General features: G+C 63.0%; 20 protein-coding genes. 7 read left to right on the top strand and 13 right to left on the bottom strand.

Annotated features, from left to right (window positions below):
• Positions 1–233: 233 nt before the first annotated feature.
• The 3 genes from CMV30_RS01905 to CMV30_RS01895 form a co-directional block, all read right to left on the bottom strand.
• Positions 234–1,361, bottom strand: a complete 1,128-nt coding sequence (locus tag CMV30_RS01905) for a M24 family metallopeptidase (RefSeq protein ID WP_096054450.1) — start codon at positions 1,359–1,361, stop codon at positions 234–236.
• Positions 1,362–1,672: 311 nt separating this feature from the next.
• Positions 1,673–2,701, bottom strand: coding sequence for a glutaminyl-peptide cyclotransferase (locus CMV30_RS01900; protein ID WP_217494441.1), 1,029 nt, complete (start codon positions 2,699–2,701; stop codon positions 1,673–1,675).
• Between the two features lie 84 nt (positions 2,702–2,785).
• The gene (locus CMV30_RS01895; RefSeq protein ID WP_096057566.1) at positions 2,786–3,253 is read right to left on the bottom strand and encodes a hypothetical protein; all 468 of its coding nucleotides are present in this window, start codon (positions 3,251–3,253) and stop codon (positions 2,786–2,788) included.
• Between the two features lie 62 nt (positions 3,254–3,315).
• Between CMV30_RS01895 and CMV30_RS01890 the strand changes: the two genes are divergently transcribed.
• A complete protein-coding gene (locus CMV30_RS01890) occupies positions 3,316–3,897 on the top strand; it encodes an NUDIX hydrolase (RefSeq protein ID WP_096054449.1) in 582 nt (193 codons plus the stop codon).
• A 262-nt stretch (positions 3,898–4,159) separates the two neighbouring features.
• Here the strand turns inward: CMV30_RS01890 and CMV30_RS01885 are convergent, their stop codons facing one another.
• Together CMV30_RS01885 and CMV30_RS01880 are read right to left on the bottom strand one after the other, a co-directional pair.
• Entirely contained in the window at positions 4,160–4,447 is a 288-nt protein-coding gene (locus CMV30_RS01885) for a hypothetical protein (RefSeq protein WP_096054448.1), read from the bottom strand.
• A gap of 10 nt (positions 4,448–4,457) precedes the next feature.
• Positions 4,458–5,276 (bottom strand): metallophosphoesterase family protein, encoded by an 819-nt coding sequence (locus tag CMV30_RS01880; RefSeq protein WP_175414692.1) that lies wholly within the window; start codon positions 5,274–5,276, stop codon positions 4,458–4,460.
• A 255-nt stretch (positions 5,277–5,531) separates the two neighbouring features.
• On the opposite strand from CMV30_RS01880, the gene CMV30_RS01875 reads away from it, so the two are divergent.
• The 3 genes from CMV30_RS01875 (at position 5,532) to CMV30_RS01865 (ending at position 8,300) form a co-directional block, all read left to right on the top strand.
• Positions 5,532–6,029 carry a NanQ anomerase/TabA/YiaL family protein gene (locus CMV30_RS01875; RefSeq protein ID WP_096054446.1) on the top strand — a complete coding sequence of 166 codons (498 nt, stop codon included), beginning with the start codon at positions 5,532–5,534 and terminating at the stop codon, positions 6,027–6,029.
• A 39-nt stretch (positions 6,030–6,068) separates the two neighbouring features.
• Complete coding sequence (locus CMV30_RS01870) at positions 6,069–6,959, top strand: 23S rRNA (adenine(2030)-N(6))-methyltransferase RlmJ (RefSeq protein WP_096054445.1); 891 nt, start codon at positions 6,069–6,071, stop codon at positions 6,957–6,959.
• 114 nt (positions 6,960–7,073) lie between these two features.
• Positions 7,074–8,300: a response regulator transcription factor gene (locus CMV30_RS01865; protein WP_096054444.1), complete on the top strand. Its 1,227-nt coding sequence runs from the start codon at positions 7,074–7,076 to the stop codon at positions 8,298–8,300.
• A 48-nt stretch (positions 8,301–8,348) separates the two neighbouring features.
• On the opposite strand, the gene CMV30_RS01860 is transcribed toward CMV30_RS01865, so the two are convergent.
• The 7 genes from CMV30_RS01860 to ilvD form a co-directional block, all read right to left on the bottom strand.
• The gene (locus tag CMV30_RS01860; RefSeq protein WP_096054443.1) at positions 8,349–9,131 is read right to left on the bottom strand and encodes a ThuA domain-containing protein; all 783 of its coding nucleotides are present in this window, start codon (positions 9,129–9,131) and stop codon (positions 8,349–8,351) included.
• A 290-nt stretch (positions 9,132–9,421) separates the two neighbouring features.
• Positions 9,422–10,369, bottom strand: coding sequence for a Ppx/GppA phosphatase family protein (locus tag CMV30_RS01855; RefSeq protein WP_096054442.1), 948 nt, complete (start codon positions 10,367–10,369; stop codon positions 9,422–9,424).
• A 161-nt stretch (positions 10,370–10,530) separates the two neighbouring features.
• A complete protein-coding gene (rsmI, locus tag CMV30_RS01850) occupies positions 10,531–11,286 on the bottom strand; it encodes a 16S rRNA (cytidine(1402)-2'-O)-methyltransferase (RefSeq protein WP_096054441.1) in 756 nt (251 codons plus the stop codon).
• A gap of 324 nt (positions 11,287–11,610) precedes the next feature.
• Positions 11,611–11,775 carry a hypothetical protein gene (locus CMV30_RS19705; RefSeq protein WP_175414679.1) on the bottom strand — a complete coding sequence of 55 codons (165 nt, stop codon included), beginning with the start codon at positions 11,773–11,775 and terminating at the stop codon, positions 11,611–11,613.
• A 297-nt stretch (positions 11,776–12,072) separates the two neighbouring features.
• A complete protein-coding gene (locus tag CMV30_RS01840) occupies positions 12,073–13,641 on the bottom strand; it encodes a glucose-6-phosphate isomerase (protein ID WP_096054439.1) in 1,569 nt (522 codons plus the stop codon).
• Between the two features lie 240 nt (positions 13,642–13,881).
• Positions 13,882–14,973: a flagellin N-terminal helical domain-containing protein gene (locus CMV30_RS20125; RefSeq protein ID WP_245844372.1), complete on the bottom strand. Its 1,092-nt coding sequence runs from the start codon at positions 14,971–14,973 to the stop codon at positions 13,882–13,884.
• A 571-nt stretch (positions 14,974–15,544) separates the two neighbouring features.
• The gene (ilvD, locus tag CMV30_RS01830) at positions 15,545–17,269 is read right to left on the bottom strand and encodes a dihydroxy-acid dehydratase (protein WP_096057564.1); all 1,725 of its coding nucleotides are present in this window, start codon (positions 17,267–17,269) and stop codon (positions 15,545–15,547) included.
• A 306-nt stretch (positions 17,270–17,575) separates the two neighbouring features.
• Between ilvD and scpB the strand changes: the two genes are divergently transcribed.
• Genes scpB through CMV30_RS19200 form a run of 3 tightly spaced genes read left to right on the top strand, consistent with a single transcriptional unit; the run spans position 17,576 to position 20,125 of the window.
• A complete protein-coding gene (gene scpB, locus CMV30_RS01825) occupies positions 17,576–18,568 on the top strand; it encodes an SMC-Scp complex subunit ScpB (protein ID WP_096057563.1) in 993 nt (330 codons plus the stop codon).
• Positions 18,569–18,588: 20 nt separating this feature from the next.
• Complete coding sequence (pheA, locus tag CMV30_RS01820) at positions 18,589–19,668, top strand: prephenate dehydratase (RefSeq protein WP_096054438.1); 1,080 nt, start codon at positions 18,589–18,591, stop codon at positions 19,666–19,668.
• A 10-nt stretch (positions 19,669–19,678) separates the two neighbouring features.
• Positions 19,679–20,125, top strand: a complete 447-nt coding sequence (locus CMV30_RS19200) for a hypothetical protein (protein ID WP_138223068.1) — start codon at positions 19,679–19,681, stop codon at positions 20,123–20,125.
• A gap of 232 nt (positions 20,126–20,357) precedes the next feature.
• On the opposite strand, the gene beeR is transcribed toward CMV30_RS19200, so the two are convergent.
• Entirely contained in the window at positions 20,358–21,518 is a 1,161-nt protein-coding gene (gene beeR / locus CMV30_RS01815; protein WP_096054437.1) for a BeeR family actin-like protein, read from the bottom strand.
• Positions 21,519–21,538 lie beyond the last annotated feature (20 nt).

The following is a 21,538-nucleotide window of genomic DNA, read 5'->3' as shown; positions in this document are numbered from 1 at the left end:
TCGGGGGGGAGGAAGGGCGGATTTTTTTAACCACAGATTACACGGATGCGGAAGGATGGCGGAGGGGATCGGGGAGTTTTTGGACAGGGTTAAGAGGGGAGCGGAATTGGCCGAGGCGCGGAGTTCGGAGGGGGAGAAATGGCGGATTTTTTAACCACTGATGGGCACTGAGGGACACTGATGTCGGAGTGAGGAAGGCGGACGACACGGCGAGCGTCCCGATAAGGGAGGAATTATTTGAGTTCCCAGTCGTAGGGGGCGGAGGAGAGGAGTTTGGCGCCGGTGCTCGTGACTTGGACGACGTCTTCGATGCGGCAGCCGCCGAGACCCGGATAATAGAGGCCGGGTTCGACGGTGACGACGGAGCCGGCTTTGAGTTTGTAGTCCACGGTGCTGACGCGGGGCGTTTCGTGGATCGCGAGGCCGAGGCCGTGGCCGGTGCCGTGGAAGAAGCCGACGGAGCCGTGGTCGGTGCGTTTGGTTTCGTAGCCGCGCTTGGCGAAGACATCGAGGCACTGCTGGTGGACGGTGCGGCCGTTGATGCCGGCGCGGATTTTTTTGAGGGCGGCTTTCTGGGCTTCGCGAACGGCGGCGACGAGCGAGCGCTGGGCGTCGGAGGCGCGGCCTTTGAGGAAGGTGCGGGTCATGTCGCCGTGGTAGCCGGTGGCTTGAACGCGGGGGAAGACGTCGACGATGATGAGCTCGTGGGCGCGAAGCGGGCCGGAGCCTCGGTCGTGCGGGTCGCAGGCTTGATCGCCGCCGGCGGCGATGGTGTCGATCGAGAGGGCGCCGGCTTCGAGACAGGCAGTTTCGATGGCAAACTTGAGGCGTTCGGACGTGAGCGAGGCGCCGCGGTAGTGGAGTTTCCCGGACACGATCTTGCTGGCGCGGAGAACGGCTTCGGCGGCGGCGATGCCGAGGGCGGAGCAGCGGTTGCCCTCGCGGATGGCGGCGGCTTCGTCGGAGGTTTTGATTTCGCGCGCCGGGAAGATGGGGCCGTCGGCGAGTTCGAGGGTGACGTCGAGGCCGGTGAGGCGGTTGGCGAGGCCGGCGGGGAAATCTTCGGGGATGACGAAGGTCTTTATGCCGAATTCGCGGGCGACGAGGGCGATGACTTCGGCGGCGCCGACTTTCTGGCCGGGGGCTTTCTCGCGGGCGGCGGCGAGGTATTTTTCGAGCGGGAGGACGTCGGTGAAGGCGGAGGATTTTTTGACGCGGCCGAATTCGAGGGCGTTGATGACGGCGATTTTCTTTTTGCCGTGGGCGATGGCGATGAAGGCGTCGGGCACGTGGACGCGGCCGAAGTAGAGGACGTCGGCGTTGTGGGAATCGGCGTAGAGGAGGATGGCGGGCGTGGGCACGGGCGGAGGAAGAGTGAAGAGGGAAGGGTGAAGAGTGAAAGGGGGCGCGAGTGTGCGGTGAGCGTGGAGGGAATATGGAACTCAGGAAGGCTGGAAGGCGGAGGACGGATTTTTAACTACGGATGGCTCGGATTCGGAGGTGTCGAAATTTTTAACGCGGAGGCGCGGAGAGCGCGGAGGAAGACGAGGGCGTTTTAACCACAGATGGCACGGATGGGCACGGATTCGGAAGGGATGTTGTTAGGCGGGGCGGAAGGTTTCGCTCAGGCTTGGCGGATCGCAGGCCCTGCAGGGAAGGAAGACGGGAGAATTTAGGATTTGGGGAGGAGTTTTATTTCGAAGAGGCGGGGCCAGTTTTTGCCGGTGACGAAGAGGCGTTTGGTGGCGGGGTCGTAGGCGATGCCGTTGAGGACGTCGGTGTCGGGGCGGTGTTCGGCGGCGGGGAGGATGCCGGTGAGGTCGATCACGCCGGTGACACGTCCGGTCGCGGGATCGATGCGGACGATGGTGTGGGTCTGCCAGATGTTGGCGACGATCTCGCCTTCGATGTATTCGAGCTCGTTGAGGCGGGGGATGGGGCGGCCGTCGAGGGTGACGTCGATGGTGCGGGTGACGGCGAAGGTGTCGGGGTTGAGGAAACGGATGGTGGCGGTGCCGTCGCTGAGAATGAGAGAGTGGCCGTCGGTGGTGAGGCCCCAGCCTTCCCCGGTGTAGGCGAAGTTGCCGACGGGAGCGAAGGTGGTGAGATCGTAGATGAAACCTTTTTGGTGCTGCCAGGTGAGCTGGTAGATGCGGTCGCCGAGGACGGTGATGCCTTCGCCGAAGTAGGGGGCGGGGAGATTGACGCGTTTGAGGACGTTGCCGGTGGCGAGATCGACGCGGCGGAGGGAGGATTTGCCGGGGAGGCCGGTGCCTTCGAGGAGGGTGTTGTTGCCAATGTACTGGAGGCCTTGGGTGAAGGCTTCGGGGTCGTGCGGGTAGGTGGCGACGATGGTGTAGGTGTAGTGGGCGGCTGGCGACGCGGGGGCTGAGGCAGAAGCGGGGGACGGGGTGGAGGGTTTGCAGGCGGGGGTGAGGAGGAGGGCGGTGAGGGCGAGGAGGAGAGTGGGTAAGTCCGAAGGCTGAAGGCCGAATGACGAAGGTCGGAGGCACAGTTTTTTGGACAGGATTAACAGGATGGACAGGATTGGGCGGACATCTGAAAGCCGAATGACGAAGGCCGAATGTCGGACGCGAGGACTTGAGGAAGCGGAAGCCGGCCAGAGGCCGGCGCTCCCATCGAGGCACGGAGCCGACGGGGACGTCGGCGTTCCCAGGGTGGCGTGTTGGGTGGAGTTCACGCGGAGGGGCGAGTGGTGTTGAAAGCGGGGTGGGGGCACCCCGCCTACAGCGGAAAGGCCGATGGGGGCGTCGGCGCTCCCGGGTCAGGAGGACTTGCGGCCGCGGTTGCCGTGGGATTCGTCTTTGGGAATCTCGTTGTCGGTGCGGAGCATGAGGACGGGGGTCTTGGTTTTGATCCAGAGATCGGCCTCTTTGAAATGTTTGGCGGGGATGTACTCCATCGCTTCGCCGATGGTTTTGGCGGGGTTGAGGCGGCCTTTGCGGGTGGCGTTGTACTCGTAAACGCCTTTGAAGATGCGGTCCTGGGTGGTGGCGACGGAGTCGTCTTCGGGGATTTGCATGACCCAGCCGACGAAGTCGTGTTCGGGGAGGTGGCCGTCGGGGTCGGAGATGAGGATGGCCCACTGTTTTTTGATGGCGGGTGGTTTTTCCTCATTGGCCTCGGCCTGGGTGAGGATGTTCATCTCCTCGACGATCTGGCGGAGGAGCTTGGGATCGACCTCGTTGTTTTTGAGGATTTCGGCGACCTTGTTGACGTCAATTTTTGGCATGGTGCGGCGGGCGGTTTTGGATAACGAAGGGGCACGTTTTTCAACGGAGCGACAAGACAAACATGCAATCAGACGAGACGCGTCAGCAGGCGCACGGATTTGGAGATCAGACGGGCCCGGCGCAGCGGGGGGACGAGGTGTTCGACGTGGTCGACGCGAATGACGTGGTAGTCGGGCAGGCGACGCGGCGCGAGGTGCATGCGAAGGGGCTGTGGCACCGGGCGGTGCATGTGCTGGTTTTCGAGTCAGGCGGGAGCGCGAAGGTTTTTTTGCAGAAGCGTTCGATGGCGAAGGATACGGCTCCGGGGCGGTGGGATTCGTCGTGCTCAGGGCATCTGGACGCGGGTGAGGATTACGCGGTCGCGGCGGTGCGTGAACTGGGTGAGGAGATCGGGCTGCGCGTGAGCGGGCCGGAGGCGTTGACGGAGGTGCTGCGGCTGACCGCGACGGCGGACACGGGGTGGGAATTTGTGCGCGTTTACCGGACGGAGTCGGCGGGGCCGTTTTCACTGCATCCAGCGGAGATCGAGCGCGGGGAGTGGTGGGCGGTCGAAGATGTGACTCGGGCGGTGGCGGAGCGGCCGGGGGAGTTTGCGCGGGCGTTCCGGTTTATCTGGGGGCGGGTGGTGAAGAGTGAAAAGTGAAGGGTGAAGATTGAAAGGGATCGGGATGAGTATCGATTCGGATGGGGCGCAGTGCGCGAGCCGGACGAGGTGTGTACCGAAGTCGGAAACCGCGTTTTAAGTAACGCGGCTACGTTGGAATGCGGGAGTTGGCCTGCGGTGGACGCCGGTTATGCGCGACGGGGCGTCGCGCCTCTATCGGAGGAGGAGGCAAAGACGGACGACACGGAGGTCGTCCCTCCAGGGCGGAAGCGGAGCCGACAGGGACGTCGGCGCAGCCGGGCTACTCTTTTATCTTATGGCCTTTTTTGGGCGTGGTGTGGTTGCCGGAGAAGCTGTCGCGGAGGACTTTCAGGGCGTCGTATTGTTTGGGGGAAATGAGGCGGCGGGGGACGCGGCGGGCGGCTTCGCCCATGAGTTTATCCCAGTCGTCTTCGGTGGGCGGGTATTTGTCCCACGACTGCCAGTGGCCGTTTTTGCGCGTCCACTCGACGTTGCCGCCGTGGATGCAGACGTGGATCTGATATTTGCCTTCGTCGTCTTTGGACCACCAACCGAACTCCATACTCATGGCGGGCGGTTTATGGGGCGGCGGGCGCTGGGGCCAGCGGAAACTCGGCGATGATGCGTCCGGGATGAAATGCGGAGGAGCGGCGGTCGATGCGTCGGACGCGGAGGTTGTTTTCGTCGAACTCGACCATGAGGGCGCCGCGGGGCGGGGTGAAGGAGCCGGTGTTGATGACGATGTGGCGGCTTTTTTTCCAGACGCCGGGGTGGTGGATGTGGCCGAAGATGACGAAGCGGGCGGACGGGTGATGTTGCGCAGCCATGGTTGCGGCGGTGCGGGGCGAGGTGAGCCAGGCGTGGATCATGGAGAGGGGGCGGCGGGGGTTGACCATGATGCGGGCGAGGCGGGCGAGCTGGTGGGTGGGGCTGCGGTCGGCGGGGTCGTGTTCGGGGGGGAGGCCGATGCTGACGGCGCGGAGGATGCGGTAGCGGGTGTCGAGGCGGTCGCGTTCGACGGGGGGGAGGTGATCGCGGAGGGCGTGGATGCGGCGTCGGTACTCGGGGAGGCTGGGGCTCCAGGGGGCGAGGTATTCAAAAAACACATCGCCGTGGGTGAGCCAGATCTGGCCGCCTGCCAGGAGGAGTTCGTTGACGGAGGAGATGTCGGGGTCGTGATTGCCCGCGATGAAGAGGGCTTCGGGGGTGTGGGCGGCGAAGAATGTTTTCACCTCGCGGATGAGTTCGGGGCCGCGGGCGGTGACCTGGGAGTCGAGGGCGTCGCCGTTGACGATGATGCGGTCGGCGCCGTCGATCAACGGGCGGAGCATGGCGAGCGAGCGGACCTGACTGGTGGCGTCGTCGAAGTGGAGGTCGGAGAGGATGCGGGTGAGCACGGGAGCGATGCGGAGTTTTTTAACCACTGATGAGCGCTTAGGAACACTTATCCGGAAAGAGGCTGAATTCGAAAAAGAGGTTGAGCCGGGAGGGCGGAGTTTCGTGGGGGAGGATACGGGGAAGGACAGATATTTTAACCACAGATGGCACGGATGGGCAGGGATGCTGAGGAGGTTTTGGGGAGGATGGAGTTGTTGTGAAAAGACGGCATCGCGCGGCTTGCGTGGGCGGGGGCGGGCGGCTGTTGTGCGCGCATGGCTTTATTTGGCTCCATCGCAACGGTCCGTGCGCAGCTCGCGCACGCGGCTCATTTCCAAGCGGCGTTTGCTTATCTCGACGAGGTGCTGGCTCCGGGAAGCGCCGGGATGAAGCGCATCCTGGCGGTGGCGGCGGGGAAGACGGAGCGGGTGGAGCTGAGCGGCGGGGCGTTCGCGCTGGAGCAGGCGTATCTGACGAAGGAGCGCGCGCAGGGATTTTTCGAGTCGCACCGCGCGTACATCGACGTGCAGGTGATCGTGAGCGGCGAGGAGCTGATGGAGGTCGCGGATGTGGCGAAGCTGACGGTGGGCGAGGATTTCACGCCGGGGAAGGACTTGATCAAGTATCAGATGTTTGGAGCGGCTTCGGTGCTGCGGCTGGGCGCGGGGGAGGCGGCGGTGTTTTTTCCGGTGGACGGGCACATGCCTTCGCTGGCGGTGAGCTCGCCGGCGCTGTTGCACAAGACGGTGATCAAGGTGCCGGTGATCCGGTGAAAAAGATCTGCGGCGCAGAGTGAGCGGATTTTAGGCAGCATGAATTACCGGCATCAGTTCCATGCGGGGAATTTCGCGGATGTGATGAAGCATGTGTTGCTGCTGCAGCTCGCGCGCGGGATGCAGCGGAAGGAGAAGGGTTTTTTCTATCTAGACACGCACGCGGGGCGGGGGCGGTACGATCTGGCGGCGGCGGGGCTGGGGGATTCGCTGGCGCGGAAGGCGGAGCATCCGGATGGGATCGGGCGGTTGCTGGGCGCGGACGGTGCGGAGCTGCTGGCTCCGATTGCTGAATACGTGCGGGTGGTGCGGGCGTTTGACGGGCAGCCGGTGGCTGGTGGCGAGGCCGGGGAACCGGCGCTGGAATTGCGGGCTTATCCGGGGTCGCCGTGGATTTTCGAGGCGGCGGCGCGGGAGCAGGACCGGCTGGCGTTGTGCGAGAAGCACCCGGAGGAGGCGGCGTTTTTGACGGAGGAGTTTTCGCACAAGCGGCGCGTGACGGTTCACGCGATGGATGGCTACACGGCGGTGCGCGCGATGCTGCCGCCGCTGGAGAAGCGGGCGCTGGTGCTGATCGATCCGCCGTTCGAGGCGCAGAACGAGTTTGGGCAGGTCGTGGAGGCGCTGGGCGAGGGATTGCGCCGGATGCCGGCGGCGACGTTTGCGGTGTGGTATCCGCTGACCGAACGCGCGCGGGTGGATGAGTTTTTATTCAAGCTGGAGGCGTTGAGGCCGCCGCCGTGTTTCGCGGCGGAGCTGACGATCGCGGGCGAGGATGCGCCGGTGAAGCTCAAGGGTTGCGGACTGCTGGTCATCAATCCGCCGTGGCAGATTGATCGTGAGATCGCGCCGGTGCTGGAGGTGCTGGCGAAGCGGCTCGCGGTGGCACCAGGCGGGGCGGGCAAGTTGCGGTGGGTCGTGGCGGAGTGAGCGAAGCCGAGGTTGGTTTCTGAGTTTCTTCTCAAGAAGGCCTTGGACGGACCGATGATGCGAGGTTAGCAGTACGCCTGACGCAGCTGCGATGCCCCCACTCCCCAACCCGCGATGAAAGCCCTCGTCATCGACGACGATCCGTCGACGCAGAAAATCATGAAGCTCCTGCTGGAGAAATCCGGGTTCGAGCCGGTGATTCATTCCGACGGGCAAAAAGGGTGCGAGGCTGCGCTGGCCCCGGATGCGCCATCGTTGGTGATCCTCGACTGGATGCTGCCGGATATGGACGGCCTCGCGGTATGCAAAAAATTGCGCGCGGCCGCTCTGAGGGTGCGGCCGTATATTTTGTTTCTAACATCGAAGAAGGAGAAAGCTGACGCGGCTTCGGGGCTGGATATCGGCGCGGACGATTTTGTTTCAAAGCCGTTTAATGTCGCGGAGCTGCAGGCGCGGTTGCGCGTGGCGCAGCGGACGCTCGAGTATCAGCGCGAGCTGCAGAAGAAGGCGGAGGCGTTTGAGGTTCACGCCCAGCGCAGCCAGCTGCTGGGGGAAATCAGCGTGAAGCAGAAGGTGGCGGATGCGCCGGTGCAGGCGGCGAAGGCGGCGGTGGCTTCAGCGCCGGGCAAGAAAGAGATCAAGCCGACGGATTTTTCGAATCAGGAGATCCGGTTTTTGCTTTCGGCGACGTTGATGGAAATGCGTCTGGTGCTCGAAGCGGCGAAGGTGCGCAACGGTGCGGAGCCGTTGAGCCTGAAGTCGTGCGATTATTGCGCGTGGGGCGGGCTGCTGCTGGGGAACGACAACGCGTGGCTGGACATCATGGTGGCGTTAAAGGGGACGACGTTGACCGCGCTTTTCGGGAAGGCGCTGGATCGCAAGGCGACGAGCGAGGTGGAACACCGGTATTTTTTGGCGGAGATCGCGCGTGCGATCATGATGGGGTTCATGCGTACGCTGGAGCGGCGGAGCGGGGGTGTGCAGCATCCGTTGATGTCGCGTACGGTGAAAGTGGAGACGAGCAGTGCGTTCCCTCCGCTGCCGCCTGAGAGCAAATCCTACGACCTGGTGATCGAGGGCGAGGCGGTGCAGTTGATCCTTGCGATGCATGAGTGTCCGGCTCTGGAGCTGGCGCCAGGCGCGCTTCGTGAGCTGGATGTGCTGGCGGAGCAGTTTCCGTCGAGAGAAGTGAGCGAAGTTCCGATGTTCATGAGTGGCGTGGTGCTGACGCCGCGGTTCATCGAAAAGCTGGTCTATCACGTGGAGACATCGCAGGTGGGAGAACTTGTGCGCGTGCGCCGGCCGTCGGGGATGGCGCAGTATTTTAATTACGCGGACTGAGCCCTTGCTCGACGATTTGATCAGAGGCTGCCCCCTGATCTAACGGTATCAGTTCTCGCGACCGGCGGCCCAGAGGAGGCCGTGGGCAAGGAGGGTTTGGAAGACGGGGTCTTCCCATGTCGCGTTGCCGTGGCCGAAGGTGGTGCCGAAGACGCGGGTGCCGTGGTAGTCGTTGGTCCAGATGACGGGGTGGTCGGCGCCGTCTTTTTCGCTTTTGGAAACGGCGAGGGCACGGGCGGTGGGCCAGAGTTTTTCGATGATGTAGAGTTCGTCGAGCGGGGTGACCCAGGGGGCGGACGCGGGGAATTTTTTCAGCGCGGGGTGGGTGGGCTCGACGGCGTGGACGAGGTAACGGGATTGGTGGTCGTGGCGGCGGCTGGTGACGCCGAGGAATTCGCGCCAGTCGTCGATTTGCGCGGCGCGGTAGCTGTGCATGGCGCAGTGAATGACGACGGCGGGTTTGCCGGCGCGGTGGGCGGCGGTGATTTTGCGGATGTAGTCGGGGGTGGCGGTGTCGGCGAAGCACTCGTTGTGAACGATGACGTCGTAGGGGCTGGCCCAGTCGGGGTTGTCGTAGAGGGGGAGTTCGGCGCGGGTGCCGGTGCCGCCTTCGTGGACGATGGTCCACTCGGTGGCGGGGGCGATTTTGGCGACGGCGGCGGTGAGGTGCTGGGTTTGGGTGGCGTAGTCGTGACAGCAGCCGCCGGTGATGAGGAGGGCGCGGAGGGGCGGCGTGGAGAGGCTTTGCGCACGTGGTTGTTCGGTGGCGGAGCTGAAGGCCGGGAGGCTGAGGGCGAGGAGGAGGGCGATGAAGAATGGTAGGGGTGTCATGAGGGAGCGTATGGCCCGGGGGGCGGGAATTTGGAGGGAGGATGCGGAAGGACGAACGACGGAAATTTAACCACTGATGCACACTGACAGGCACTGAAGAAGAGGAATCCGGAATCGGAATTTCGGAGTTCGGATTTTGTCACAGAGGGCACGGAGCGCGGACACGGAAAGTACAGGAGAGTCGCGATTGGGCGGGAGGAGGCTGGGCTTCGTTAAGTTCGGTTTCTTCGGGGAAGTTCAGGGGAGGAGATGGGACATGGACGACACGGAGGTCGTCCCTCCAGGGGGAGTCAGGGCGAGAGGGCGTCGGCGGCGAGGCCCCAGCGGAGGTTGTAGAGGGAGTTGTGGAGGCCGGGGAAGTGGCCGAGGTCGGTGAGGGCGAGGAGTGTGATGAGGGCGGTGGGGAAGACGTCGGCGCGGGCGGGGGGTAGGCCGGGGATTTCGCGGCGGGTGGCGAGGGGTTGCTGGCCGGTGAAGTCGAGGAGTTCGCGGAGTTGGGCGGTGGATACGAAGGTGTCGGTGTCGGCGAGTTCTTTGCCCGCGCGCTGGCCGAGGATGGTGCGGGCGGTGGTGACGGTGCCGCCGGTGCCGATGGTGGCGGCGGTGGGCGGGAGGTCGAAGCGGAAGCCGGAAACGTCAAGGGTGTCGCGGGTGTGGGCGGCGATGCGGGCGATGGTTTCGGGTGAGAGCGGTTGTGCGGGATCGGCGATGAAGCGTTCGGTGAGACGGACGCAGCCGAGCTGGAGGCTGACGGCCTGGGTGATCTGGCGGTCGCGGAAGGCGAGGCATTCGAGGGAGCCGCCGCCGAGGTCGAAGACGTAGAAGTCGCGGAGGTGGGCGAGCGCGGGATCGCAGGTGAGGCCGCGGCCGATGAGGGCGGCTTCTTCGTCGCCCGAGAGGATGCGGATGGGGTGGCCGGTGGCGGCGAGGACGCGGGCGCGGAAGTCGGAGCCATTGGCGGCGTCACGGACGGCACTGGTGGCGACGAGGATGATTTTCGCGGGAGAGAAGGGCGCGGCGTCGGCGAGGAGTTCCTGGATAGCGGCGAGGCCGCGGGTCATGGCGTCTTCGGTGAGGCGGGGGTTGGCTTTGGAGATGCCGGTGGAGATGCGGGCGTCGAGGGTTTTGTATTTCTCGGCGGTGAGCTGGCCGGTGGCGGGGTCGCGGCGGGCGATCAGGATTTTGATGGAGTTGGAGCCGATATCGAGGATGGCGACGGTGGGAGAGACGGAAGGCATGAATCGGAAAGAATAATATGGAACTCAGGAAGGCTGGAAACGGAGGGGGCGAGGAAGTCGGAGTTCGGAGTTTGAATTAACCGCGGAGACGCGGAGGGCGCGGAGTTTAGGAAATGGAAGGATATGTCTTATAGGTCTCATGGGGCCTATAGGACTTATCTTCAGAGCACAAAATCAGGTGGGGCGATGAGGAGGGCGAATTCGCCTTTGAGGGAGGTTTTGGCGAGGCGGGCGTGGACGTCGCTCGCGGTGCCGACGAGGAAGGTTTCGTGGAGTTTGGTGATTTCTTTCGCGATGCAGATGACGCGGTCGGGGCCTAGCGTGGCGAGGATCTCGTCGGCGAACTTATCGATGCGGTGGCAGCTTTCGTAGAGGGCGAGGGTGTAGTCGAAATCCCGGTACTTTTCGAGGAAGGCGGTGCGGGCGGCGGTTTTGGCGGGGAGGAAACCGGCGAAGAGAAAGCCGTTGGTGGGGAGGCCGGAGGCGCTGAGGATGGCGGCGAGGGCGCAGGGGCCGGGGACGGGGACGACGGGGAGGTTTTTGCGGCGGCAGGCGCGGACGAGACGGAAGCCGGGGTCACTGATCGCCGGAGTGCCGGCGTCGGAAACGAGGGCGATGGATTTGCCGGCGGCAAGTTGTGCGGAGAGGTGTTCGGCGGCGTCAGTTTCGTTGTGGTCGTGGTAGGCGATGAGAGGCTTGTGAAGACCGAGGCGGGTGAGGAGTCCGCCGGTGGTGCGGGTGTCTTCGCAGGCGACGAGATCGACGGCGGCGAGGATGGCGCGGGCGCGTTCGGTGAGGTCGGCGAGGTTGCCGATGGGGGTGGCGACGACGTAGAGATGACCGGGGAGGGGCGTGAGAGAGGCGTTGGTGGGCGCAGGCGCGAGAGCAGTGGTTGAGGCGGGAGTTGGCGCGGTCATCGGCTTCGGAATTTTGGACAGGATTTACAGGATGAACAGGATGGGAACCGCGTAAAGGCTTCGCCACGCGGCCGCAGGTGTGGGCGGGGTGCAGGGATTTTTTTCAACCGCGAATGGACGCCAATGGACGCGAATTTTTCGGAGGGAAATTTTTAACCACAGATTACACAGATGGGAATGGATGACGGAGGGAACGAGTAAACGCTTCGCCATGCGGGTGGGGGAGGCGGGCGACACGGAGGGCGTCTGGCCAGGGGAGTTTTTGGGCGCAAAAAATCCGGCTGCGAGATGCGGCCGGATTGGAAAGGGGAGATGTGAGGAAGTTTAGCGACCGGCTTCGGGGTTGCCCATGCCGGGGATGCCGCCTTCCCAGCTGGCGGGGCGGGACCAAGGGATCGATGAGTCGCGGGCGGTCTTGGTGGTGCAACCGGTGAGGATCGCGCCGAGCGCAGCGGTGAGGAGGACGAGCAAAAGTTTTTGCAGCTTCATGATGTTGGGTGAACTGAACGGACAGCGCGGGCGGTGGCAAGGTTTCGGATTTTTTTGGGGCTGAACGCGGGCGATGGTTAAGTGAAGCGCGAAGACGCTAAGACGCAAAGGTCGGAGCGAAGGGGAGCGGGTTGCGGGAGGGAATAGGGCGTATGGGTCTTCTGTGAGTTATAGGACCTATGGGAGGAAGGTGGAATGCGGGTATGAAAAAGGCGGCGCTGGTGAAGCGCCGCCGGGCGAAAGTCGGAAGGCTCGACGCGAGGTCGAGCCCTACAACGGAAACGGAAGTCGGAGAAGTTAGGCGCTGTAGGTGGAGTCGAAGACGTTCGCGGCGGGGGTCTTTTTGACGGAGCCGTTGGCGGCGAGGTGTTCGAGGATCTTGAAGGTGAGCTCGGGGTTGCCGCCGACTGAGGTGGCGAGGGCTTCGGCGGTCTGGGGTTTGCCGGCGGCGGATTTGAGTGCGGCGTCGAGTTTGAGTTTGAGGGCGATGACGCCGCCGGCGGCTTTCTTGCCGGCTTCGACACCGGGCTGGTGGTAGGCGTTGATGCCGACGAGCGAGGCGTAGAAGCCGACGACGCGTTCGTAGAGGCCGATGAGGATGCCGATCGTGCGGGCGGAGACATCGGGCAGCGTGATGGTGACGGAGCTGCGGTCTTTTTCGCTAAGGGCGTCGCGGGTGCCGAGGTAGAAGCCTTGGAGGTAGTCGCCGGCGGTGATGCCGGGTTCGACTTCGAGGGATTTGCCGGAGCGGTCTTTGAGGACCTCGATGAAGGTGACGAAGAAGTTGTTCACGCCCTCGCGGAGCTGTTGCACGTAGGCGTGCTGGTCGGTCGAGCCCTTGTTGCCGTAGACGGCGATGCCTTGGTTGACGACCTTGCCGTTGAGATCGAGCTCCTTGCCGAGAGACTCCATGACGAGTTGCTGGAGGTAGCGGGAGAAGAGGAGGAGGCGGTCTTTGTACGGGAGGACGACCATGTCTTTCGCGCCGACGCCGTTGGTGGCGTAGTACCACATGAGGGCGAGGAGAGCGGCGGGGTTTTCGGAGGTTTTCGTTGAGCGCGTGACGACGTCGATCGCGGCGGCGCCATCGAGCATGGCCTGGATGTCGAGACCTTGGAGAGCGGCGGGGAGGAGGCCGACGGCGCAGAGTTCGGAGGTGCGGCCGCCGACCCAGTCCCACATCGGGAAACGGGCGATCCAGTTTTCTTTGATGGCGGTCTGTTCGAGTTTCGAGCCGGCGCCGGTGACGGCGACGTAGTGTTTGGTGTAGTCGAGACCGGCGGCTTTGAAGGCGGCGGCGGCTTCGAGCTGGCCGTTGCGCGTTTCTGCGGTGCCGCCAGATTTCGAGATGACGATGGCGAGCGTGGTGGCGAGGTGGCCGGAGAGGGTGCCGAGGACGTAGTCGATGCCGTCGGGGTCGGTGTTGTCGAAGAAGGTGACGGCCATCTTGTCGATGCCGGGCTGGCCGAGGGCGTGGTTGACGAATTGGGGGCCGAGGGCGGAGCCGCCGATACCGATGACGAGGACGTGCGTGAATTTCGCACCGCCGGGGGCTTTGATCGCGCCGGAGTGAACCTTGGCGGCGAAGTCTTTGATCGAGTTGAGCGTGCTGGAGATTTCGTTGCTCAGGTCTTTGGTCGGGGCGAGCTGCGGAGCGCGGAGCCAGTAGTGGCCGACCATGCGTTGCTCATCGGGATTGGAGATAGCGCCTTTTTCGAGCGCGCCCATATCAGCGAAGGCTTTCTGGATGGCGCCTTCTTTCGAGGCGAGGAAGTCATCCGGGAAAGGGATGCGGCTGATGTCGAGGGACAGGCCGAGCGCGGCGTTTTGGTAGTAGTACTTTTTGAAGCGATTCCAGGAAGACATGGTGGTGAGAGAGAGGGATGAAAGGTTTCGATGGGTAACGGGTGAGGCGGGGGTTGCGGAGAAAAAAGCGGCGGGCGTGGATGAAAGTTACCGTTGGATGGGATGAACGGGATTGGGGTCCGCGTAAAGGCTGCGCCCACGCGGTTTCAGGCAGGTGCAGGCTGGATGATTTTGGGGAATGAAAAAGCGCCGCTTGATTGGCGGCGCTTTAGGGGTGGAGGAATGGTTACGAGTGTTTTTTTAGCTGAGGAGGCGGAGTGCGCTTTGGGAGCTTTGGTTGGCTTGGGCGAGCATGGCGGTGCCGGCCTGAACGAGTGTGTTGTAACGGGCGAGCTGGGTGGATTCCTGGGCGACATCCACATCCACGATGCGGCTGACGGAGGCTTCGAGGTTGGCTTTGTTGGTGGCGAGAAGTTCGGAGGCGAAAGAGACGCGGCTTTGCTGGGCGCCGTTGGCGGCGCGATGGGTGGCGATGTCCTGGAGCGCGCCGGTGATGGTGGTGAGCGAGAGGGCGGAGAGGGAGCCGGCGTTGGCGACGTTGCCGGTGTTGGTGGCGGAGGCGGCTGCGGGCGTGAAGGTGGCGGTGCCGCCGAGGTTGTTGTCGTCGATGTTGACGCTGGTTCCTGAGATGGCGCCTGAGCTAAGAGAACTCCAACCGCCAGCTCCGTCGTAGGCCACGGACTGGCCGGCGTAGAGATCGCCGATAATATCGCCCCAGCCGCCGCCGCCGGTGAAAACGAGCGAGGCACCGGTGGCAGTGAGCGTGCCGGGGCCGGAGGGGCTGAAAGGAGTGACGGTGGAGTTGGTGTTGAAATTGATCGTGACGGGTGTGCCGGGGGCGCCGCCGAGGAGGTCGATCGCGGCGACGGACATCGTGGCGGTGACGTCGTCGGCGGTTTGCACGCTCAGGGAGCTGGTGCCGAAGAGGGAGACTCCGTTGAATTTTTCGGTGGCGAGCGAGGTGAGCTGGTTTTTCAGCGCAGTGAACTCGGTGTTGTAGTTGGCGAGGTCGGACGCGTTTTTGGTGACGTCGCCGTTGAGCGTTTTGAGTTCGCCGATGCGTTCGAGAATTTTGCCGGCGACTTTAAGGACGCCGTCCTGCGTCTGGAGGAAGGACGTGGTGTTGCCGAGATTCGTGTTGATCGCGGCGAGGCGTTTCACCGCGGCGCTTTGTTTCATCGAGACGGCGAGTCCGCCGGCGTCGTCGGCGGGGTTCACGATTTTGCTGCCACTGGAGAGCCGGTTGAGGCTGCGGGAGAGCAGGGCGTTGGAGCTCGCGAGATTGGAGCTCGCGAGAGTGGCGGCGGTGTTGGTGTTGATGACTAGGCTCATGGCGGTTGGCGTCCGTCGGGCCGGTGGTTGGGCGGTTTAGTTGGAAGGAGTGGAAAGATCGAAAATGGAGGTGGTGTTCGCAGAATAGATTTGGACAGCGGGAGGCCAGGCGCGGGTTTGCGTGAGCGCGCTGGTGCGAAGTCGGTGGCGCGGCTGGGCGAAGCCGAACTGCGCAGCGGATTTATTACCGGGCTGCTCCAAAGGGTGAGCGTGGGCACACCGTGTTTCGCGAACAGGTGTGAAAATTATGCGGTGCGCGGTGTGGCGCGCTGGGAGCTGTGAATCGTCATGATTGGAGAGGTTGGTCGCGGATGGCGCGACGCCAGGACACGTCCATGTGCCCGGGATGTTTATCGGCCGGGTGGATCGAGACTTGAGTGGATTTCCGAATACACGGCGGCGACGAAGTGCAGTCCTCCACGGGAAGATGAGCGGGACGAGCGACGCATCGCGGTGTTGATGATTGGAAAGAAAAAGGCGCCGCTGCTGGGCGGCGCCTGAAGGGCGGGGGAATATCGACGTGTGAGGTTTTCGACGTCGAACCGGCGCGTTAGGGCTAACGCGCCCTACCTCAGAGGTACTTGTCGGTGACCGCGCCTTCGGAGGCGGTGGCGACGAGTCTGGCGTATTTCGCGAGGACGCCGCGGGTTTCTTTGGGTGGTAGCGGTTTGTAGGCGGCTAGACGCGAGGCGTATTCGGCGTCGGGGATGAGGAGGCTCATGGTGTTTTTGACGGCGTCGATTTCGATGAGGTCGCCGTTGCGCACGATGCCGATGGGGCCGCCTTTCGCGGCTTCGGGGGTGATGTGGCCGACGTCGAAACCGTGCGAGCCGCCGGAGAAGCGGCCGTCGGTGATGAGGGCGACGTCTTTGATGAGGCCGCGGCCGGCGATGGCGCTGGTGGGCGAAAGCATTTCTCTCATGCCGGGGCCTCCGACCGGGCCTTCGTTGCGGATGACGACGACGTCGCCTTTGACGACATCGCCACGGAGGACGCCTTGGAGCGCGTCTTCCTCGCTCTCGTAAACCTTGGCGGGGCCTTTGAAGTAGAGGCCTTCCTTGCCGGTGATTTTGCCGACGGCGCCGCCGGGGGCGAGGTTGCCGTGGAGCACGCGGAGGTGGGTGTCTTTCTTGATGGGCTGGTCCCAGGGGCGGATGACGTCCTGCTGGTCGGGGTAGGACGGGTAGGGTTGAACGTCCTTGAGGGACTCGGCCATGGTCTCGCCGGTGACGGTGAGGACGTCGCCGTGGAGGAGGCCGCGATCGAGGAGGATCTTCATCATCGGGCGGATGCCGCCGATGCGGATGAGGTGGGCCATGCCGTATTTGCCGAATGGTTTCACGTCGGCGAGGAGCGGGACGCGGTCGCCGATGGTTTTGAAGTCGGCGAGGGTGAGCGGGACTTCGGCGGAGTGCGCGATGGCGAGGAGGTGGAGGATGAGATTGGTCGAACCGCCGAGCGCGAGGCAGACGGTGATGGAATTTTCGAAGGCTTTTCGTGTGAGGATGTCGCGGGGTTTGGTGCCTTTCTTGAGCATGGCCATGACGGCGGCGCCGGCGCGTTCGCAGTCTTCGCGTTTCTCTTTGCCGACGGCGAGTTGGGCGCTGCTGTTGGGGAGGCTCATGCCGAGCGCCTCGATGGCGGTGGCCATGGTGTTGGCGGTGTACATGCCGCCGCAGGAGCCGGGGCCGGGGATGGCGCTGGCCTCGACGTCGCGCAGGCCCTTGTCGTCGATCTCGCCTTTGGCGTGTTTGCCGACGGCTTCGAAGACGGAGACGATGTCGAGAGGCTTCTTGTGGTCGCAGTCGCCGGGGGTGAAGCCGGGGAGAATGCTGCCGCCGTAGATGAAGACGGCGGGGCGGTTGAGGCGGGCGATGGCCATCATGCAACCGGGCATGTTTTTGTCGCAGCCACCGATGGCGACGAGGCCGTCGAAACCCTCGGCGGCGACAGCGGTCTCGATGGAGTCGGCGATGACGTCGCGGGAGACGAGCGAGTATCTCATGCCCTGCGTTCCCATGCTGATGCCGTCGGTGACGGTGATGGTGTTGAAATAAACTGCTTTGCCGCCGGCGGCGTTGATGCCTTTTTGCGCGTGCTCGCTGAGGTCGCCGAGGTGGACGTTGCAGGGCGTCATGTTGCTCGCGGAAGAGGCGACGGCGATCTGGGGTTTCTTGAAGTCCTCGTCGGTGAAGCCGACGGCGCGGAGCATGGAGCGGGCGGGGGCACGGTCGTTGCCGTCAACGACGACGGACGAGTGGGGGCGCAGGGGATCAGCGGGCTTGGTGTTGCTCATGGAAAGAAGGGCGAACGACACCAAACGCGGGCGAGGCGGGCAAGAATTGAAAGCGGGGCGGACCGAAACAGTGGCGGGAGGAAAGGAGCGGATGCTGTGTGGATCGCGGAGGCTGAGGAAGGGGGATCGCGGAGGCGCGGAGGGGCGGAAGCGGAAGATGCAGAGAGGAAGTGGCGGAGCGGAGGAGGTCGGAATTTTTGGACAGGATTAAGAGGGACTAACAGGATTGGAGGAGGAAGATGGGAAGCGGGGAAATTGGGGTTGCTTCACCGGGAGCGCGCCGCATTCACTGACCGGCTTTACCGCATGGCTTTCAATCTGCAAAAAGTGCTCAAGGCGCTGCTCTTTTCTTCGAGCCAGCCGCTTTCGGTTAAGGACGTTCAGGCGGTCTTCGCGCGCTTTCATGACCAGGCGGTTTTGCCGGTGGTGAACGAAGGCGAAACTGAGAGCGCAGCGACTGCGGAGACTGGCGGGGAAGAGAAGCTGGAAGCCGGAAGCCAGATGCCAGAGGCTACGGCGGGCTCGGTGGAGGCGACTGAGGTTGCCGTGGTTTCGCCGGAAGAAAAGGACGCGGAGCTTTATCAGGATGTGCCATCGCTGATCACGGCGACGCAGATTCGCGAGGCGATGGCGGCGATCGGAGAAGAGCTGCGCGTGGCGAACGATATTTATCTGCTGATCGAGGGACCGACGGGATTTCGCATCGTGACGCATCCGCGTTTCGCGCGGTGGATTCGTATCCAGCGTGATGAGCCTGCGCCGGTGAAGTTGACGCAGTCGGCGCTCGAGACGCTCGCGATCGTGGCGTACCGTCAGCCGGTGACGCGCACGGAGCTGGAGGCGATTCGTGGTGTGTCGGCGGAGGCGGGGTTGAACAAGTTGATGGAGCGCGAGCTCGTTTATATCACGGGGCGCGCGGATTTGCCGGGACGTCCGTTGCAGTATGGGACGACGGACAAGTTTTTGGATTTTGTCGGTGTGAAATCGCTCGTGGAGTTGCCGGCGTCGGACGTGTTGTCGCCGCGGCAGATCGACGAGTGGATGAAGAACGCGATCAATCCCAAGACGCCGACGGATGCGGAGATGGGACTGCCGTTGGAGGAGGGCGAAGGTGATTCGCCCAATCTCGAAGCGGTGTCGGTGGAGCATCACGATCACTCGCAGGATGCGATGTCGGAGTCGGCGGAAGAGTCTGTTGAATCCTCAGTGGAAACTGTGGTCTCTGAGGCTGCGTCAGAAGACGCGAGTGATGCGGATGAAGCGGCGGCGGCAGATGAGTCGGAAGAGAAACCTGTTTAATCAGCCAAACGACGCACGTCATGGACCTCACACCTTTTCGCGAGAAGATCGATGCGCTTGACCAGCAGATCGTGGAGCTGCTCAACCAACGTCTGGCGGTTGCCGCCGAGATTGGGAAAGCGAAGCGCGGCTCGGGTGGGCAGATCTATGTTGCCGAGCGTGAAGACGCGGTTTTCCGCAAAGTTACCGGGCTGAACCAAGGACCGATCAAGGATGACGCGCTGCGCGCTATCTATCGTGAGATCATGTCGGCGGCCATCGCGTTGGAGCAGCCATTGCTCATCGCGTATCTCGGGCCGGAGGCGACGAACAGTCATCAGGCGGCGCTTAAGAAATTCGGAGCGAGCGTTAACTATCACGCGTTCTCGACGTTTGCGGACATTTTCACGGCGGTGGAGAAGGGCGAAGCGGATTACGGGATCATCCCGATTGAGAACTCGACGGAAGGGTCGGTGCGCGATGCGCTGGATCAGTTTGTCGGATCGGATCTGAAGATCGTCGCGCAGCTTTATCTGGAGATCTCGTACACGTTGATCTCGAAATCGCCGCTGGAGAAGATCACGAAGGTTTACTCGAAGGATCAGGCGCTCGCGCAGTGCCGCATGTGGCTGCAGCGGCATTTACCGCACGCGCAGTTGATCGATACGGCGAGCACCGCGCGGTCGGTGCAGATCGCGCGCGATGAGGAAGGCGCGGCGGGCGTGGCGCCGGAAATCGCCGCGACGCACTATGGCGTGCCGGTGGTGGCGAAGGGCATTCAGGACAAGGCGAACAATACGACGCGGTTTTTCGTCATCGGAAAAAAGCCGTCGGGGCCGGTCGGCAACGGGCGTGATATGACGAGCCTGTTGATCTCGCTCGGTGATGAAGACGCGGCGAATTCGGGCGCGCTTTTGAAGATGCTGAAGCCGCTGGCGGATCGCGGGATCAATTTGTCGAAGATCGAATCGCGGCCGAGCAAGCGGCGGGCGTGGGATTACTATTTCTTCCTCGATGTGGCAGGGCATCACGACGATCCGGCGATGCGTGAAGCGATCACGGAGCTGAAGCAATTTTGCACGATGGTGAAGTGGCTGGGGAGTTATCCGGTCGCGGGGTGATGAACCTTCAATGAACACTGCCGCAAAATTAACTGGGGCGGTGCTTCAGGCTGTGGCATTCCCGTTATTTACTGCGTCAGTCGCTTTTTCATCCGCGCCCTTTATTTACTTGGACGGCACCGCTGTGCCGAAAGGAGAAAGTCACTTGGGTTTGGAGCGGGATTACCATTTCAGGAAGGGGCGAGTACCCGGATTTACTGAAACAGCTGTGGTTCGTTATTCGGTTCAGATTAGAGACGAGAATGGAGCCCCGCTGATTGTCGTGCCGTCAGCTCAGTTACTTCAGATTGAAACCCCGATAAAGTATGTGGCCGGTTTTCCGTCCTTCTACGTTTTCACTACCGACTACAGTAATCGCTCGTACTGGTTTGCTGCGCTGTTCAGTGCGGTCGGTGGAATAGTTTTTTTTAGGTTAGGTAGGAGAGTTCGACTGAGTGGCGACGTTCGCACAGGTTAAAGCAACATGCCAATTAGCGCGGTGAGTTAGGTTCAAGGCACTTTTCTTGCAGCACCGTCGGCGAGGTTCGGAATGGATTGTCGAGCGAGCCTGGTTACAGGCTGAAGTATCGCACAACTTTGAATTCCTTACGCAGGACTGATGGGCAAAAAAATGGAGCACGGGATCGTGCTCCATTTTTTTTGAGCGGACGTGTGATTTACGTCTGCCTTTTGTGATTTGGTTAACGCGTTTATGCCAGCAGGTGCTGCCACTGGTTTTCGCGGGCGGCGCGGGCGGCTTTGAGGGCGCCCATGGCGACGTAGCGTTTATAATCCTGACCGGCGAGGCGGACTTTCGGGGACTCAAAACCATCGGCGGCGAGGCGTTGCTGGAGGACGGTGTCGATGCCTTTGATCTGCGAGCCGCCGCCGGTGATGATGATGTTTTGAAGGAGGGCGACGACGCTGTCGGAACCGGCGCGGGCGATGAGCGCGGTGAGCGACGGGTAGATTTTCTCGATGAGGGCATTGCAGGCGTTGCCGATGGTGTCGCCGAGATCGAGGGTGTGGCTCTTGCCGCCGATGATGACTTTGACGTCGAGCGGTTTGCGGACAGGGCCGACGTAGGAGTGGGATTCCTTGAGCTCACGGACCTTCAGGCGAGAGAGTCCGTTATTCGGATACGTGCGGTTCAGGTCTTGCTGGATGAGTTCGTCGATGGCGTCGCCGGCGAAGGCGATGCAGGCCTGGTCGTCGCGGGTGGGGAAGTAGCCTTGAACCAAGCAAAGGTCGCTCGTGCCTCCGCCGATGTCGATGAAGAGGGAGTTGGTGACGGGATCGACGTAACCGGCCTGACCGACGCGGCTGTCTTCGCGGAAGCCGAGGGCGGCGAGGAAGGGCTCGGGGATGAGGAGGATGCGGTCGAAGACGCCGAGGGCGCACTGGCGGATGTCTTCGCGGGCGGCCTGGTCGGCGTTGGCGGGGACGCCGATGACGGCGCGGATCTCGGCGGTGCCGGAGGGATCGACGAGGCTGCGGATGTGTTTGAAAAGATCACGGGCGGCGTCGGCGTGAGCGACCACACCTTCGGCGAGCGGGGCGACGAGGTTGACGTGGAGAGAATTTTTCAGCGCGTCTTCGCCGAAGAGGATGGAGGCGTTGCCGGTGATGATGCCGTCCACGATGCCTTCCTTCACGTAGCCGATGACGCTCGGGACGACTTTGCTGAGAGCGATGTCGGTGGTGCCGGGCGCGCCGGCGAGGACGCAGGATTTATTGGTACCGAGGTCGAAGCCGACGAGGAGGGTTTTGGTTTTCGCGGACTTGGCAGCGGGGGGATTGGGAAACGGCGAGGCGCTGGCGGCGGGGAAGCCGGAGGAGGGTTTTTCGAGGGTGGCGGAGGATGTGCTCATGACGTGATCGGTCGGATGGG

Origin of the sequence: Nibricoccus aquaticus, from assembly GCF_002310495.1 — a bacterium.
GTDB classification, from domain to species: domain Bacteria; phylum Verrucomicrobiota; class Verrucomicrobiia; order Opitutales; family Opitutaceae; genus Nibricoccus; species Nibricoccus aquaticus.
Note: the sequence above shows the minus strand (reverse complement) of the source record. Positions and strands in the feature narration are given on the sequence as shown.

Excerpts from the sequence above, each read along its gene's own strand:
- CMV30_RS01890 (WP_096054449.1), top strand. The coding sequence starts at position 3,316 with ATGCAATCAGACGAGACGCGTCAGCAGGCGCACGGATTTGGAGATCAG.
- CMV30_RS19200 (WP_138223068.1), top strand. The coding sequence starts at position 19,679 with ATGAACACTGCCGCAAAATTAACTGGGGCGGTGCTTCAGGCTGTGGCA.
- ilvD (WP_096057564.1), bottom strand. The coding sequence starts at position 17,269 with ATGAGCAACACCAAGCCCGCTGATCCCCTGCGCCCCCACTCGTCCGTC.
- scpB (WP_096057563.1), top strand. The coding sequence starts at position 17,576 with ATGGCTTTCAATCTGCAAAAAGTGCTCAAGGCGCTGCTCTTTTCTTCG.
- CMV30_RS01875 (WP_096054446.1), top strand. The coding sequence starts at position 5,532 with ATGGCTTTATTTGGCTCCATCGCAACGGTCCGTGCGCAGCTCGCGCAC.
- CMV30_RS01870 (WP_096054445.1), top strand. The coding sequence starts at position 6,069 with ATGAATTACCGGCATCAGTTCCATGCGGGGAATTTCGCGGATGTGATG.
- CMV30_RS01885 (WP_096054448.1), bottom strand. The coding sequence starts at position 4,447 with ATGAGTATGGAGTTCGGTTGGTGGTCCAAAGACGACGAAGGCAAATAT.
- rsmI (WP_096054441.1), bottom strand. The coding sequence starts at position 11,286 with ATGACCGCGCCAACTCCCGCCTCAACCACTGCTCTCGCGCCTGCGCCC.
- beeR (WP_096054437.1), bottom strand. The coding sequence starts at position 21,518 with ATGAGCACATCCTCCGCCACCCTCGAAAAACCCTCCTCCGGCTTCCCC.
- CMV30_RS01865 (WP_096054444.1), top strand. The coding sequence starts at position 7,074 with ATGAAAGCCCTCGTCATCGACGACGATCCGTCGACGCAGAAAATCATG.
- pheA (WP_096054438.1), top strand. The coding sequence starts at position 18,589 with ATGGACCTCACACCTTTTCGCGAGAAGATCGATGCGCTTGACCAGCAG.
- CMV30_RS20125 (WP_245844372.1), bottom strand. The coding sequence starts at position 14,973 with ATGAGCCTAGTCATCAACACCAACACCGCCGCCACTCTCGCGAGCTCC.
- CMV30_RS19705 (WP_175414679.1), bottom strand. The coding sequence starts at position 11,775 with ATGAAGCTGCAAAAACTTTTGCTCGTCCTCCTCACCGCTGCGCTCGGC.
- CMV30_RS01855 (WP_096054442.1), bottom strand. The coding sequence starts at position 10,369 with ATGCCTTCCGTCTCTCCCACCGTCGCCATCCTCGATATCGGCTCCAAC.
- CMV30_RS01840 (WP_096054439.1), bottom strand. The coding sequence starts at position 13,641 with ATGTCTTCCTGGAATCGCTTCAAAAAGTACTACTACCAAAACGCCGCG.
- CMV30_RS01860 (WP_096054443.1), bottom strand. The coding sequence starts at position 9,131 with ATGACACCCCTACCATTCTTCATCGCCCTCCTCCTCGCCCTCAGCCTC.
- CMV30_RS01895 (WP_096057566.1), bottom strand. The coding sequence starts at position 3,253 with ATGCCAAAAATTGACGTCAACAAGGTCGCCGAAATCCTCAAAAACAAC.